17 protein-coding genes and 1 pseudogene are annotated in these 13,030 nt (G+C 71.1%); 3 read left to right on the forward strand and 15 right to left on the reverse strand.

Going from position 1 to position 13,030, the window contains the following annotated elements; all coding sequences use genetic code 11:
• Nucleotides 1–113: 113 nt before the first annotated feature.
• The 14 genes and pseudogenes from ACFXDJ_RS18855 to ACFXDJ_RS18920 form a co-directional block, all read right to left on the reverse strand.
• The gene (locus ACFXDJ_RS18855; protein WP_384664145.1) at nt 114–1,820 is read right to left on the reverse strand and encodes an NAD(P)/FAD-dependent oxidoreductase; all 1,707 of its coding nucleotides are present in this window, start codon (nt 1,818–1,820) and stop codon (nt 114–116) included.
• Nucleotides 1,821–1,830: 10 nt separating this feature from the next.
• Complete coding sequence (locus ACFXDJ_RS18860; RefSeq protein ID WP_384849692.1) at nt 1,831–2,367, reverse strand: cupin domain-containing protein; 537 nt, start codon at nt 2,365–2,367, stop codon at nt 1,831–1,833.
• A gap of 148 nt (nt 2,368–2,515) precedes the next feature.
• Nucleotides 2,516–3,328 (reverse strand): SDR family NAD(P)-dependent oxidoreductase, encoded by an 813-nt coding sequence (locus ACFXDJ_RS18865; protein ID WP_384849695.1) that lies wholly within the window; start codon nt 3,326–3,328, stop codon nt 2,516–2,518.
• Nucleotides 3,329–3,374: 46 nt separating this feature from the next.
• Nucleotides 3,375–3,851: an anthrone oxygenase family protein gene (locus ACFXDJ_RS18870; protein WP_384849698.1), complete on the reverse strand. Its 477-nt coding sequence runs from the start codon at nt 3,849–3,851 to the stop codon at nt 3,375–3,377.
• On the reverse strand, nt 3,848–5,083 hold the full coding sequence (locus ACFXDJ_RS18875) for an FAD-dependent monooxygenase (RefSeq protein ID WP_384649592.1): 1,236 nt from the start codon (nt 5,081–5,083) through the stop codon (nt 3,848–3,850). The genes ACFXDJ_RS18870 and ACFXDJ_RS18875 overlap by 4 nt, the downstream gene beginning before the upstream one ends.
• Nucleotides 5,084–5,097: 14 nt before the next feature.
• On the reverse strand, nt 5,098–5,418 hold the full coding sequence (locus tag ACFXDJ_RS18880) for an antibiotic biosynthesis monooxygenase family protein (RefSeq protein WP_384649590.1): 321 nt from the start codon (nt 5,416–5,418) through the stop codon (nt 5,098–5,100).
• The gene (locus ACFXDJ_RS18885; RefSeq protein WP_384649588.1) at nt 5,415–5,738 is read right to left on the reverse strand and encodes a putative quinol monooxygenase; all 324 of its coding nucleotides are present in this window, start codon (nt 5,736–5,738) and stop codon (nt 5,415–5,417) included. Before ACFXDJ_RS18885 ends, ACFXDJ_RS18880 begins: the two co-directional genes overlap by 4 nt.
• 22 nt (nt 5,739–5,760) lie before the next feature.
• The gene (locus tag ACFXDJ_RS18890) at nt 5,761–6,507 is read right to left on the reverse strand and encodes an SDR family oxidoreductase (RefSeq protein WP_384649586.1); all 747 of its coding nucleotides are present in this window, start codon (nt 6,505–6,507) and stop codon (nt 5,761–5,763) included.
• On the reverse strand, nt 6,504–6,983 hold the full coding sequence (locus ACFXDJ_RS18895) for an SRPBCC family protein (protein ID WP_384849778.1): 480 nt from the start codon (nt 6,981–6,983) through the stop codon (nt 6,504–6,506). The genes ACFXDJ_RS18890 and ACFXDJ_RS18895 overlap by 4 nt, the downstream gene beginning before the upstream one ends.
• Before the next feature lie 39 nt (nt 6,984–7,022).
• A pseudogene (locus ACFXDJ_RS18900) lies at nt 7,023–7,217 on the reverse strand (acyl carrier protein); the annotation flags it as partial.
• A 49-nt stretch (nt 7,218–7,266) separates the two neighbouring features.
• A complete protein-coding gene (locus ACFXDJ_RS18905; RefSeq protein WP_384649584.1) occupies nt 7,267–8,517 on the reverse strand; it encodes a ketosynthase chain-length factor in 1,251 nt (416 codons plus the stop codon).
• A complete protein-coding gene (locus ACFXDJ_RS18910) occupies nt 8,510–9,787 on the reverse strand; it encodes a beta-ketoacyl-[acyl-carrier-protein] synthase family protein (protein WP_384649582.1) in 1,278 nt (425 codons plus the stop codon). Before ACFXDJ_RS18910 ends, ACFXDJ_RS18905 begins: the two co-directional genes overlap by 8 nt.
• Complete coding sequence (locus tag ACFXDJ_RS18915) at nt 9,784–10,188, reverse strand: cupin domain-containing protein (RefSeq protein ID WP_384649580.1); 405 nt, start codon at nt 10,186–10,188, stop codon at nt 9,784–9,786. Before ACFXDJ_RS18915 ends, ACFXDJ_RS18910 begins: the two co-directional genes overlap by 4 nt.
• 88 nt (nt 10,189–10,276) lie before the next feature.
• Nucleotides 10,277–10,603 carry a TcmI family type II polyketide cyclase gene (locus ACFXDJ_RS18920; protein ID WP_384649578.1) on the reverse strand — a complete coding sequence of 109 codons (327 nt, stop codon included), beginning with the start codon at nt 10,601–10,603 and terminating at the stop codon, nt 10,277–10,279.
• Nucleotides 10,604–11,078: 475 nt separating this feature from the next.
• Here ACFXDJ_RS18920 and ACFXDJ_RS18925 point away from each other — a divergent pair, with 475 nt between their 5' ends.
• From ACFXDJ_RS18925 to ACFXDJ_RS18935, 3 genes are all read left to right on the forward strand, one after another.
• Nucleotides 11,079–11,567 carry a flavin reductase family protein gene (locus ACFXDJ_RS18925; RefSeq protein WP_384649576.1) on the forward strand — a complete coding sequence of 163 codons (489 nt, stop codon included), beginning with the start codon at nt 11,079–11,081 and terminating at the stop codon, nt 11,565–11,567.
• The gene (locus tag ACFXDJ_RS18930) at nt 11,564–12,424 is read left to right on the forward strand and encodes a BTAD domain-containing putative transcriptional regulator (RefSeq protein ID WP_384649575.1); all 861 of its coding nucleotides are present in this window, start codon (nt 11,564–11,566) and stop codon (nt 12,422–12,424) included. Before ACFXDJ_RS18925 ends, ACFXDJ_RS18930 begins: the two co-directional genes overlap by 4 nt.
• Before the next feature lie 98 nt (nt 12,425–12,522).
• Complete coding sequence (locus ACFXDJ_RS18935; protein WP_384849704.1) at nt 12,523–12,744, forward strand: DUF6059 family protein; 222 nt, start codon at nt 12,523–12,525, stop codon at nt 12,742–12,744.
• Here the strand turns inward: ACFXDJ_RS18935 and ACFXDJ_RS18940 are convergent.
• A complete protein-coding gene (locus ACFXDJ_RS18940) occupies nt 12,693–13,019 on the reverse strand; it encodes an anthrone oxygenase family protein (RefSeq protein ID WP_384849781.1) in 327 nt (108 codons plus the stop codon). The genes ACFXDJ_RS18935 and ACFXDJ_RS18940 overlap by 52 nt on opposite strands.
• Nucleotides 13,020–13,030 lie beyond the last annotated feature (11 nt).

The raw sequence follows: 13,030 nt of genomic DNA on the forward strand, positions 1-13,030 counted from the left end.
CTCTTATTGTTTTGGGTGTTTTTTTTTTTATACAACCCCCCCCCCCCCGGGCGGGGGCGCCCCCCGCGCGGGGGGGGCCCCCCCCCCGCTCCTGGCTTTGTGCGCACCCCGTGTCAGTGCGGCAGCGCCTTCTCGACATCCGGCTCGGCCGGCACCGGCACGCCGTGCACGTCGACGCCGGTGGTCAGGTAACGCAGCTCGTCCGGGCCGTCGTGGCGCAGCCACGTCGCCATCCGCCGAAGGTCGTCGGGCATCGGGTAGACGAAGCGGCAGTCGGCGTCGCGGAGGCCGAGGTGGTCCAGCACGACCGGGGAGCCGGCCACCGTCTTCATCAGCTCGGCGCCCGCGTCGGCAGCGGTGCGCTCCCCGCGGTCGACCGCCTCGCAGATCCGCACCATGTCGTCGAACAGGGCCTTGTAGCCCGGGGATCCGGGGACGGGCAGACCCGGGTAGGCCGCCTCCTCCATCGCGCGGAGCACGCCGTCGTCGCCCGAGTCCATGAAGCGCTCGGTGAACCGGTCGAAGCGCAGGTTGATCGGCACCTCGGCCGCGCACCAGATGCGGTAGACGGCGTTCCACAGGGCGTGGTCCTGGAACGAGACGAACGAGCAGTTGACGAGCTCGTCGTTGTAGCGGATCAGCCCCTGCTGGAGCTCGTCGACGTACCGGAAGCGTTCCTCGTCGAAGTCGTCCTCGGCCAGCGCGTCGAGCAGCCGCCACGCCAGCGAGTTGACCACTTCACCGGTGTTGGTGAGGCCGCGCGAGTACAGCGGGTCGATGAAGCCGGCCGCGTGCGACATCAGGCACCAGCGGTGGCCCACCGTCTTCGTCGAGGTGTACTGGATCCGGTCGGCCGACACCCACGGCCGTACGGTACGGGCGTCCGCGAACAGCCGCTCCACCGCGGGGAAGCGTGCCGCGAAGCTGCGGAACTCCTCCTCCGGGGTGATGCTGTGGTTCTTCGGGTACATCCGCTCGTCGAGCGTGAGGCCGACGCTGACCAGCGGGTTCTTCGAGCCCGGGTAGTTGTTGAAGGGGATCGACCAGAACCAGCCGCGGTCGAAGAGGTGGTGCATCGTGCCCTCGACCCAGGGGATCGGCGGCGCGTCCTCGGGCCCCACGCGCAGGCATTCGTCGGTCGGACGCACACCCAGCATGTGGGTGAACATGGAGCGGGAGTGGTGCTTGAGGGCCTCCGGCCCCTTGCGCAGCCCGAGCTCCTTGGCGATCGGGGACCGGAACCCGCTGGCGTCCACCAGGTAGCGGCCCTCGTACCGCTCGCCGCCCTTGCCGACCACGGCGACGTGGTCCTCGGCCAGCTCCACGTCCTCGACGTGGAAGGCCTGCCGGACGTCGCAGCCGTAGCGGATGGCCGCGTGGAAGAGGTACGCGTCGGTGTCCTGGCGGAACAGGTGACCGGTCTGCAGAGCCTTGGACGGCGGGCTGAACTGCAGGAACTCGGCCGGGTCGGGCTCCTTGCCCTCCTCGTGCCGGATGAAACCGAAGTGCCGCTTGGTGCCGGACGTCGGCGCGACGTCGTCACGGATGCCGGCGGAGGAGGTCAGCGACTCCAGCTCGGGGATGCCGTAGCGGCGGGCGAGCAGGCGGAAGACCTTGAGGGTGTAGAGCGTCGTCGACTCGCCGACGGCGAACCGGGGGTGGGTGCCGCCGTCGAGCAGGAGGACGGAGACGCCCTGCTTTGCGAGGATGGCGCCCAGGGTCGACCCGGCGATGCCGGAACCCAGAATGATCACGTCATGGCGGCGGGGCGGCGTGGCGAGCCGCAGGCCGGCGCGGTTGTCGGAGGGCTGTGCGGGCATGGTGTCCTCCTCAGCCCTGTGCGCCGGCGGGACCGGCGGGGCGGCCGTGCAGCCCGGCCGGCGGCCCGGCCACGTCGCCGCGGGCGCCCGGCTGCGGCATGAAGCCGCGCATCTCGTTCTCGTTGGCGAGCTGCTGCATCTTCTCCCAGTCCGGCATGCCGCCGCCGGAGACCAGCTTGGACAGGCCGATGAAGAAGTTCTCCACGCCGCCGGGCGTCGCGATCACCAGCAACTGGCCGGGCTCGTCACCGACGTTGAGGAAGCGGTGCGGCACGCCGCGCGGTCCGTAGATCACGGTGCCCTCGGTGACGGTCTCGGTGACACCGCCGACCTCGAACTCGTACGTGCCCTTGTTGACGAAGAACGCCTCGTCGGCCGTCTCGTGGACGTGCATCGGCGGACCGCTGCCCGGCCGCGTGGTGATCTGGTAGAAGCTGTACAGGCCGCCGGTGTCCTCCTTGCGGAGCAGGAAGCGACCCTCCTCACCGAACCAGCAGACGGGCTCGACATCGTCCCGGTTGACGACTTTCCGTTCGGTCTTCGACATGGTGAATTCCTTTCGATCGGCCGCCGTCCGGAGGCGGGCGGCGGCCGTGGGACAGGCAACCAGCGGCAGCAAAGGGGGAGATAAAGACGGAGCAAACCGAGGGGCAAGGCGGTCGGGCGCCCCGCGGGCGCTCAGGGGCTCGGGACGGTCAGGCGAGCGCCGTGCCGCCGTCGGCGACCAGGCAGCTGCCCGTGAGGTACGAGGCACGGTCCGAGGCGAGGAACGCGATGACCTCGGCGATGTCCTCGGGGGTCCCGTTGCGTCGCAGCGCGGCCCGCTCGGCGGCGGCCCGGCGGGCCTCTTCGGGGATGAAGCGGGCGAGTTCGGTGAGGATGAGGTTCGGCTCCACCGCGTTGACCCGCACCCCGTACGGGCCCGCCTCCAGCGCGAGTGTGCGTACGGCGGCCTCCACGCCCGCCTTGGCGACGGTCAGAGGGAGGAACCGCGGGGCGGGCCGACGGGCGAGCGCCGCCCCGACCGCCACCACCGAGCCGCTGCCCCGGGCGATCATGTCGGGAAGAACGGCCTGCGTGGTCAGGAACAGCGCCTTGAGCTGCTGACTGACCACGTGCTCCAGGTCCTCCCAGGCCAGGTCCGCCGCGGGGGCGATGCGCGCCTCGTGGGCGCCCAGGCCCGCGGCGTTGAGCACCAGGACGTCGAGCGGGCCCAGTTCGGCCTTGGCAGCCGCGACCAGGGCGGCCACCCCGTCGGGGTCGGTGACGTCGCCCTGGACGGCCACCGCCTCCCCGCCGCGTTGCCGGATCGCGGCCACGACCTCCTCGGCCCGGTCCGCGCTCTTGTGGTAGTTCACCGCGACGCGGGCGCCCCGCGCCGCCAGGATGCGGGCAGTGGCCGCGCCGATGCCGCGCGCGGCACCAGTGACCAGGGCGACCCGGCCCGCGAACTCCGCGGGCTCGGGGGTGGATCCGAGCGCTTCGCGCTCCTCGTGTACCGGATTCACCGGATCTGCTCCTCAACTCAAGAAGGGGTACGTGTACGGGGCCCGCTCAGGCCCACACCAGCCAGCAGCCGCCGAGCCCGACGCAGAACGCCAGGCCCGCGAAGACGGTCCGCAGCAGGTTGGCGCGCGCCCACCGGGCGCGCAGCGGGTGCCAGGAGTCGGGGATCTCCCCGGCCGCGGCCCAGCCGTCGATCACCCGGTTCATCCGCACGTTGCGCAGCTCCGATACCAGGGCCACGCCCACCACTGCGGCCAGCGCCACCGTGAAGGAGGCCTTCGCAGCGACTCCGGGCGCCAGGACGGTCAGCCCGAGACCGGCGGCCAGGGCCACCTTGTTGACGGTCGGCATCAGCGGGTCGAACCCCGGGTCCAGCAATCGGTGCACGTCGGACCAGGTCTGCCGCGGCAGCCGCAGCAGCATGGGGACGATGGCGCGCTCCACCGCGATCAGGGCGCCCGCGAGGACCCCGGTACACAGCACGAAGACGACGGCAAGCAGGGCGACCAGCACGGCCGGGCTCACCCCGCTCGGTTGCCGAGCAGCTCGGCCGTCCGCAGCGGAGTCCGCTCCAGCCGGTCGTCCAGCATCAGCGAGTAGCTCTGGTTGCGCGCGACCGAGTCGAAGAAGGTGTACATCATGACGTCGCGCAGCCGGCACAGCGGACCGTTGTGCGCGAGGCCCAACGTGCCGATCCGCCACGAGGTCGTCACCATGTCCGCGGCCCGCGCCCGGCGGGTGGACTCGAACGCCCGCAGCGTGGCGGGCACGTCGTCCGGCGCGCAGCGCCCCAGCATGTCGGCGAGCACCACACCGCTCTCGATGGCCTGGCCGGCGCCCTGGCTGAGGTTGAGGGTCATCGGGTGGGCGGCGTCGCCGACGAGCACGGCCCGGCCCTTGCTCCACCCCCCGGCCGGCGGCCGGTCGTGGATGGGCACCGGCAGGATCGCTTCCTCATCCGTCGAGGAGATGATCCTGCCGATCGGGTCCGGCCAGTCGCGGTACGCCGCCGCCAGCGCGGCCCCCCGCGACAGGCGCAGGGTGTCGATCCCGGCGGATGCGCGGTCACTGGTGATGGCGTCCCAGTAGACCTCGTCCTCATTCAGCCGGCAGTACAGGAAGCGCAGTCCGCCCTTGCCCCACAGGTTGAAGAACGTGCCGGTGGGCACCAGCGACTCGCCCGGCAGCCGGGTGATGGCCTGCCAGGCCGTGTAGCCGGCGTACCGGGGCGGCACATCGAAGCCGTTGCGCATCGTCGCGCGCACGGCGGAGCGCAGCCCGTCCGCGCCGACCAGCACGTCGCCGCGGGCCGTGGAGCCGTCCTCGAAGTGCGCGGTGACACCGTCGGCGTCCTCGGTGTAGCCGGTGAACCGGCGGCCGAGGCGGATCCGGTGCTCACCGACCGCCTCGGTGAGCACCGTGTGCAGCGTGGAGCGGCGCAACGCGCAGGCCGGCGCGCCGGCCCGCTCCGTCGGGCCGTCCAGCTGCCACCGCGCCAGGCGCCGTCCGGAGTCCGAGCGGAACTCGTGGAACCGCATGCGCACCGCGTCGGCGGCGACGGCCTCGTCGAGCCCGATCCTGCGCAGCGCCAGGAAGGCGTTGTGCCAGAGCATGAAGCCGCCGCCGGTCAGCAGCCGCCCCGGAGTGGGACGCGCCTCGAAGACCTCGCAGTCGATGCCCTGCCGCAGCAGGCCCGCCGCCGTCGTCAGCCCGCCGATGCCAGCCCCGATCACCAGGGCCTTGCGGATGGTCGCCATGGGTCGCGGTCCGCTCAGCCCTGCGACGGCACGCTGTCGAGGCGGGCACGCAGGTCGAAGATGCGCCGCTCGATCTCACCGCCGCTCCAGTACGGGAACATCGGGGCCGCCATCTCGCGGTGGGACGGGGCGTCCTCCCAGGTGCGGAAGGCCTCCTCGCTCTCCCACTCGGCGAGCAGGATGTAACGGCCGGGCTGCTCCGCGTCGCGCAGCAGCTCGTCGCGCAGGTGGCCGGGGGTGCCCTTGACCACGGCGGTGACCTGCCGGTAGGCCTCCTCGAAGGCCTCCTGGTCCTTCTCCTGGACACGGGCGGAAACCATGATGCGTACGGTCACGACGGACCACCTTTCATCGATGCGGCGCCCGGCAGGTGCTCGACGACGTCGAGCACCTGCTTGCGGGCGGATTCACGGAACGGCTCCAGCCGGGCGCTGAGCCGTTCCCTCTCGGGGCCGTTCTGGAAGGCCTCCAGAGCGGCCTGGTCGGCCCAGTCGGCCATGACCAGTCGGTTACGGGGATTGCGCGGGTCCCGCAGCAGCGACTGGGCGACGCAGCCCGGCAGTCTCGCGGCGGCCTGCGCGGTCTCCAGCCAGGCAGCGCGGAACTCGTCCTCGCAGCCCTCCCGGACGACCATCTCCAACACGGTGCGGAGCACGGCGTGCGGTCTCCTTCGGGGGTCAGATGCCGCCGTCGACGTCGAGCGTGGCGCCGGTGACGTAGCGGGCGGCGTCCGAGGCGAGGAAGAGCACCGCGTCGGCGATCTCCGCCGGGCTGCCGAGCCGGCGCAGCGAGATCCGCTGCTCGTACGAGGCCTTGCCCTCGGCGGTGACGGCCTTCATCTGGTCCGTCTCGACCAGCCCGGAGGCAATGCAGTTGACGCGGATGCCGCGCGGGCCCAGCTCCTTGGCCAGCGCCCGGGTCAGACCCATCACACCGGCCTTGGAGGCCACGTAATGGGCGGCGCCCGGCATGCCGTGGTGCGCCACGGCGGAGCTGATGTTGACGATCGAGGCGGTGTCGGCGAGGTACGGCAGCGCCCCGCGGATCACGTGATACGTGCCCGACAGGTTGGTGTCGAGGATGCGGTGCCATTCGTCAGGAACCAGATCCACCAGCGGGAGGTGGCTGATGACCCCCGCGTTGTTCACGACGGCGTCGATCGCCCCGTACCGCTCGTGCGCCTCGGCCGACAGCCGGGCGGCCTGCTCGTGGTCGGCGATGTCGCAGCGTACGAGGGTGCCCCGGGCCCCCAGGTCCGCCAGCTCCCGGCGCAGCGACTCGACCTGCTCGCTCTCGTTGACGTAGCAGGCCGTCACCGCGGCACCCTGGGTGGCCAAGGCGAGCACGGTGGCTCGCCCGATGCCCCGGGCGCCGCCCGTGACCAGGGCGTGCCGGCCCTTGAGGCCGAAGTCGAGGGCGGTCATCGGGTCACCGCCGCACCGGCGAGGGCCGCCGCCTCCACGCGCTCCTTGATGAGAGCCATCTGGACCTTGGAGTTCTTGTTGATGCGCTCGGTCATGCCCGCGTCGTCCAGCGGGGCGTCCGGCTTCATGCGGAACTCCTGCACCCACCGCATTTCCACACCCGAGTCGGTCTGGACGTACGCCCAGTGGATGTTCATGAAGGCGAAGGGGCCGGTCTCGACCCGGTGGGCCTTGACGGTCCGGCTCTCGCGGTCCATGACGCGCTCGGAGACCCAGCTCCAGACCTTGCCGTTGGCGTCCGGGTACAGGGCGAGGCGGAACCGCACCGTGTCGCCGTGCTGGTCCAGGATCTCCGCGAGGGCGTACTCGCTGAACAGGTTCGGCCAGTTCGCCACGTCGTTGGTCATGTCCCAGAGCAGGTCGAACGGCGCGTCGATGACGATGCTGTTCTCGGTGCGCGCGGGAGCCGGCTCCAACTGCTTGTTGATCAGGGCGCAGATCTCCGGGAAGCGGGTGAGGCCTTCGGCGTTCAGGCGGATGTCGTAGCGGTTCTCCACCTCGGTCAGGACGTTGATCAGACCCAGCGAGTCGACTCCCAGGTCGTCGATGGTCAGGGTCGGGTCGTCCATCTGAAGCGTCTCCAGAGAAACGCCGGTGCACTGCTCGACGAGAGTCAAGAAATCGTCGTACTCAAGGGGCGCCGCGGTCATGGGCGGGGTCCTTTCGGTGTCGCGGGGTCAGGATTCGTCGGTAGCGTCGTCACGGGGTGAGGGTCCGGACGACGAGGGCGGAGTTGAAGCCGCCGTGGCCGCGGGCGATGACCAGGGCCGTGCGCAGCCGCGCCGCCCGGGGCTCCGCCACGAGGTCGATGCCGTACGCGGCGTCCGCGACGGCGCCCGGCCCGGTCGGCGGGATCACCTGCTCGCGCAGGGCGAGGAGCGCGGTGACGACGTCGAGCGGCGCGCCGCCCGCGTACAGCCGTCCGTACCGCGCCTTGGGCGCCGTCACCGGCACCCCGCGCGGACCGAACACCTCGGTCAGGCAGTCGGCCTCGGCGCGGTCCAGCTCGGGAGTGCCGGCCGCGTCGGCGAAGACGACGTCGACCTCCTCCGGCCGGACCCCGGCGTCGGCCAGGGCCAGCAGGACGGCCCGCCGAAGCGCACCGGACGCCCCGGCCCCCGGCGTGCCGGGAGCGGGATCGAAGGTGGCCGCGTGACCGGCGATCTCGCCGTACGGCGTCTCGACACCGCGCTCACGCGCACTGTCCGCGTCCTCCAGCACGAGGATCGCGCCGCCCTCGCCAGGCACGTGGCCGCAGGCGGCCGCGTCGAACGGCCGGTAGGCGTGCTCCGGGTCCGCGCTCGTGCTCAGCCGCCCAGAGGCGGTCTGGCAGGTCAGCGCGTACGGGCTCAGCGGTGCTTCCGTGCCGCCGGTCAGGACGAGCCTGGCGTCCCCCCGCACGAGGGCGCGCTTGGCCTGCGCGATCGCGTCGAGACCGCCGGCCTGCTCGGCCACGGTGACCCCGCAGGGTCCCTTCATGCCGTGCCGGATGGACAGCTGGCCGGTCGTGGCCGCGTAGAACCAGGCGATCGACTGGTACGGACCCACGTACCGGGGCCCCTTCGACCACAGGGACGCGATCTCGCGCTGGCCGAAGGCGTTGCCGCCGGAGGAGGACGCCGTGATGACCCCGAGGTCGTACGGTGAGAACTCCTGCTGCCGCACGCCGGCATCGGCCAGCGCCTCCTCGGCCGCCAGCAGTGCGAACTGGCTCCAGCGGTCGGTCTGCACCGTCAGCCGGGGGTCGACACCGGGCAGGGGGCCGTCCCCGAAGACCTCACCGACCGTACGCACCGGGAAGGCGTCCGCCTCGAAGTGCGTCACCGGGCCGAGGCCGCTGCGGCCCTCCAGCACGGCCTGCCAGAACTCCTTGATCCCCAGACCGTTCGGTGCCACGGCCGAGATGCCGGTGACCACCGCGCGGCGTGTGGCCATCGCCGTGTCAGACATGGCGCGTCCCCTTCCCCGGCGCGGTGAGCACCATCGCCGTCTGGAACCCGCCGAAGCCGCTGCCCACGCTGAGGATGGTGTCGGTCCGCTGCTCGCGTGCCGTCAACGGGACGTAGTCCAACCCGAGTTCGGGATCCACGTGGTGGAGGTTGGCGGTGGGCGGGATCGTGTCGTGCTCGATGGCGAGGGCGCAGGCGGCGACTTCCAGGGCGCCGATCGCACCCAGCGAGTGCCCCACCATCGACTTGATCGAACTCATCGGCACGCGGTATGCGTGCTCGCCGAGCGAGACCTTCACCGCGGAGGTCTCGTGCTTGTCGTTCTGCCGGGTGCCGGAGCCGTGGGCGTTGACGTAGTCCACGGCATCGGCCGGCAGTCGGGCGCGGTCCAGCGCCACCCGTATCGCCTCGGCCAGCTCCTTGCCGTCCGGGCGCAGCCCGGTCATGTGGAACGCGTTGCTGCGCTGCGCGTACCCCGCGACCTCGCAGTAGACCCGGGCACCGCGGCGGCGCGCGGACTCCTCGTCCTCCAGGACCAGCACGGCCGCGCCTTCGCCGAGCACGAAGCCGTCACGGTCGCGGTCGAAGGGCCGCGAGGCGTGCGCGGGATCCTCGTTGTTGGGCGAGGTCGCCCTGATCGCGTCGAAACAGGCCACGGTGATCGGTGAGATGGGCGCGTCGGTGGCACCGGCCAGGACGACATCGGCCTGCCCGTCCTCGATGAACTGGGCGCCCTGCGCAACGGAGTCCAGGCCCGAGGTGCAGCCCGTCGACACCACCCGGACCGGGCCCTGGGCGCCGGCCGTCCACGCCACCTCGGTGGCGAGCGAGCCGGGCACCAGAGCCCCGTACAGGTGCGGATACGGGTTCGACGGGTCGACGACCCAGTTGCTGCCGCGGTCGCTGACCCGGACGTACTGCTGCTCCAGCGTGATGGTGTTGCCCACCGCGCTGCCGATCGAGACGCCGATGCGGTGCGGCTCCACCCCGTCGGTCGGCGCGCCGCTGTCCGCCAGGGCCTCCCGCGCGGCGACCACGGCGAACTGCGCGGCGCGGTCCATGCGCAGGACCTCCTCGGAGGTCAGCCCCGCGGCGGCCGCGTCGAAGTCGCACTCCGCCGCGATCCTGGAACGGTAGGCCGAGGCGTCGAAGTGGGAGATGGCCCGGGTGGCCGTACGGCCGTCGGTCAGCAGCTGCCAGAAGGCCTTGGTACCCACGCCGCCCGGCGCCACCACACCGATGCCGGTGATGACGGCCTTGCGGCGGGTCACGCGGACTCCCCTCCCGGCAGCGGCTCGGTGTCGACGTGCCCCAGCTCGGGGCGGGGCGCCAGCGGACCCAGCTGGAAGACCATGAAGGCCGGTTCCGTGCCGTGGTTCTCCAGCCGGTGCCGCACATTGATCTTCAGGTGCAGTGCCTCACCCGCGGCGAGCGGGACCGGCTGCCCGTCGATCTTCGCCAGTAGCTCACCGCTGACGAGGTACAGGAACTCCTCGGAGTACGGGTGGTAGTGCTCGGTGACGACCTCGCCGGGCTGGAGGGTGAGCACCCCCATGAAGCCCGCGGTGGCCTGGGCGTTGGCCGGGCTGAGCAGCGTGCGCAGATCGCCCCCCCGACGCCGGTTGGACTCGACGTCCTTCGCCGCGATCTTGGTCATTCCTTCGCTGGCCATGCCAGCCTCCTCTCGTTGTCCCGCACCAGCGGTGCGGTCCCCCCACCCGGCGACGCCTCGTCGCCGGGGTCAGCGAGCGCGGGCAGCCTCAGCCCTCTGCGCGCCAGGTATAGAACTCGTGGGCCATGGCGTCCTGAGGACCGCGCCAGGTCTCGGGGTCGTACGCCGCGATGTGGGGGCTAAGCCGCTCGCTGACATCGACGAAGAGCTCGTGGCCCTTCAGCTCCGAGATGGGCCCGCGCACGTCCTCGTCGGACGCCATGTAATGCAGGTACAGATCGTGGAAGCGGAACAGCCTGCGTTCTTTCACACCGATCAGATGGGGAAGTTCGCCGGCATCGGATTCGGCGAAGATGCGCTTCACGTCGGCCGCGGCGGACGGCTTCATGCGAGCCACGATGAGAGTGCTGCGCATTGCGGTTTCCTTCCGTTCCGGGTCCGGTCTTCGGTGACCGTCCCAAAAAGGATCACCCGTTGCGATAAAGCGCGGATGAGGGCAGGGAAAAGCGACCGAGGGAAAGATGAAGGGCCGTGGGGGCGCCCCCGCCCGGCCGGGGCTCCGGAGGTGGCTGGGGCCGCTGCCCGCCACCCCCGCGCTCTCCCAGATTGCCCAGTCGGCGCCGTCATCCCAGCTCGGAGCACCTTCTCGATCGGCCCTTGAACAGGGCTTATGTCATCCGACATGGTGCTCTGGTAGGGGTGCTCCGGCCGAAAGTACGCCCCCTCTCATCCTTTGGGACGTAGGTGGTCACGACGCCGCCTCGTTAGGGTCAGGTACCTGCACTGCCCGTTCCAGGTGCCCGTCATTGCACCGGCGAGAGGCGAGTGCGGTATTTCCTAGGGGGGAAGTGGACAGCTTGACTGTTTCCGGTACTGACGAAAGGGTCACGGTGCCCGTGGATGCGCGGGTGCTGCGCGAGGTGTGCGGCCGCTATCCGACCGGCGTCGCGGTGATTACATGCCAGGGGGCGGGCAATGAAGGGCCGGTGGGGGTCACGGTGAATTCCTTCACTTCGCTCTCCCTCGACCCCGCCCTCGTGCTTTTCTGCGTGCACAGGGATTCGCGGGCACTCGCCGCCGTCGAGGCCGCTGGCGCCTTCGCCGTCAACATCCTGGCGTCCGACCAGGCCGGCCTGTGCCGGGCCTTCGCCCGCCGCGGCACCGCGGACTTCGGCGACCTGCCGCACGGACCCGGTGCCACCGGCTCTCCTGTGCTCGGCGATGCACTCGCCTTCCTCGACTGCCGGCTGCACACCATGTTCCCGGGCGGGGACCACGTCATCGTCGTCGGCGAGGTCGTCGACCTGGGCCTGCTCCGCGAGGAACAGCCGCTGACGTTCTTCCGCAGCGCCCACCCGCGGCTGGAGATACTGGCATGACGATCACCCTGGAGAAGACGATCAACTCGGAGAAGCTGCCGGCGTACGACCTGCAGGAGATCGCCCCCCGCGGGGTCGCGCTCCGCCTGCTGGGCCCACTAGAGATCGTCGTGGGATCTTCCGAAGTCCAGCTGCCCCAGCGGAAGTTGCGCCAGCTTCTGGCCACCCTGCTGATCCGGCCCAACGCGATCGTGTCCAACGAGTCCCTCATCCGCGAACTGTGGGGCGACCGGCCGCCGGCCACCGCGCTCGCCGCGCTGCGCGTGTACGTCTCGCAGCTGCGCAAGTTCCTGATCCGCTATGACCTCGACGGCCGCTGGTGCGCCCTGCGCACCCGAGCGCCGGGCTACCAGCTCCAGGTCAACGAGGGCATCCTCGACACCGTGTGCTTCGACCGGCTCTGCGCCCTGGCCGCGGAATCGGCCTTGGCGGGCCGCCACGAACTCGCCTCCAAGCAGTACCGGGAAGCCCTCGACCTCCGCCGGGGCCCGACGCTAGAGGGGCTCCGGGAGAGCTCCGCGCTCTCCGGCACCGCCCTGCAGTACGACGAGGCCTGGATGAGCGCGCTCAAGCGGCGCATCGACCTGGACCTGCAACTCGGCCGCCACCTCGAACTCATCGGTGAGCTCAGCAGGCTGGTGGCGGAGAACCCGCTCAGCGAGGGCTTCTGCGCCCGGCTCATGACGGTGCTGCACCGCAGCGGCCGCAGCGGCGACGCCCTCGCCACCTACCGCCGCACCCGCGCGCACCTCATCGAGGAGCTCGGCATCGAACCCGGGCTGGAGCTGCGCCTGGCCCACCAGGCCGTACTCGCCGACGACAAGGTGTTCCACATGCCGATGCGGGCATCGGCCTGAGCGCGGGACGCCGGCCGGTCATGACGTCAGCCTGGTTTGCGTCCGGACCTGCATCCGGACTTTATCCCTGCTTTTTCACGACCGGCCACGATGTTCCCATGCGTTTGTCTTTGAAGTCCCTGCTGCGTTTCTGCGCGGATGCACTCGTCACGTACGGCCAGAGCCAGTTCTTCCTTCCCACCCCGGAGATCGGGGAACCGGCACCGGGACATCCCGAACGAATGCCATGGAACATGCCGCTGACGGAAGCCGAGGAGGCCCTCGACCGTCAGCTGGAAGGTGTGGGAGAAAGGGCCGGCCGCGGACTGGACCCGCTCTGAGCAATGACGAGCAGGACGAAGGCGGCGAGCGCGGTGATGGTGCGCGTCTGGTTGAACAGGTCCCATCGCTGCAGGATCTCGACGTAATCGGCCGGAGGCGAGGTCACCGCCCACTCCTTGATCCGCGCGTTGATCGGTACGTTGCCGAAGCGCGTGACCAGGAACGACGTCCCTGTCAGCACCGTGGCGCCGGGGGCGCGGAGCCGCGCGGGGGCGGGGGGGTGGTGGGGGAGCGCCCCGGGGCGCAGGGGGGGCGGCCCCCACCCCCGCACCATAAGCGGGGGGT

It is taken from the genome of Streptomyces sp. NPDC059443, from assembly GCF_042750105.1.
Taxonomy (GTDB): domain Bacteria; phylum Actinomycetota; class Actinomycetes; order Streptomycetales; family Streptomycetaceae; genus Streptomyces.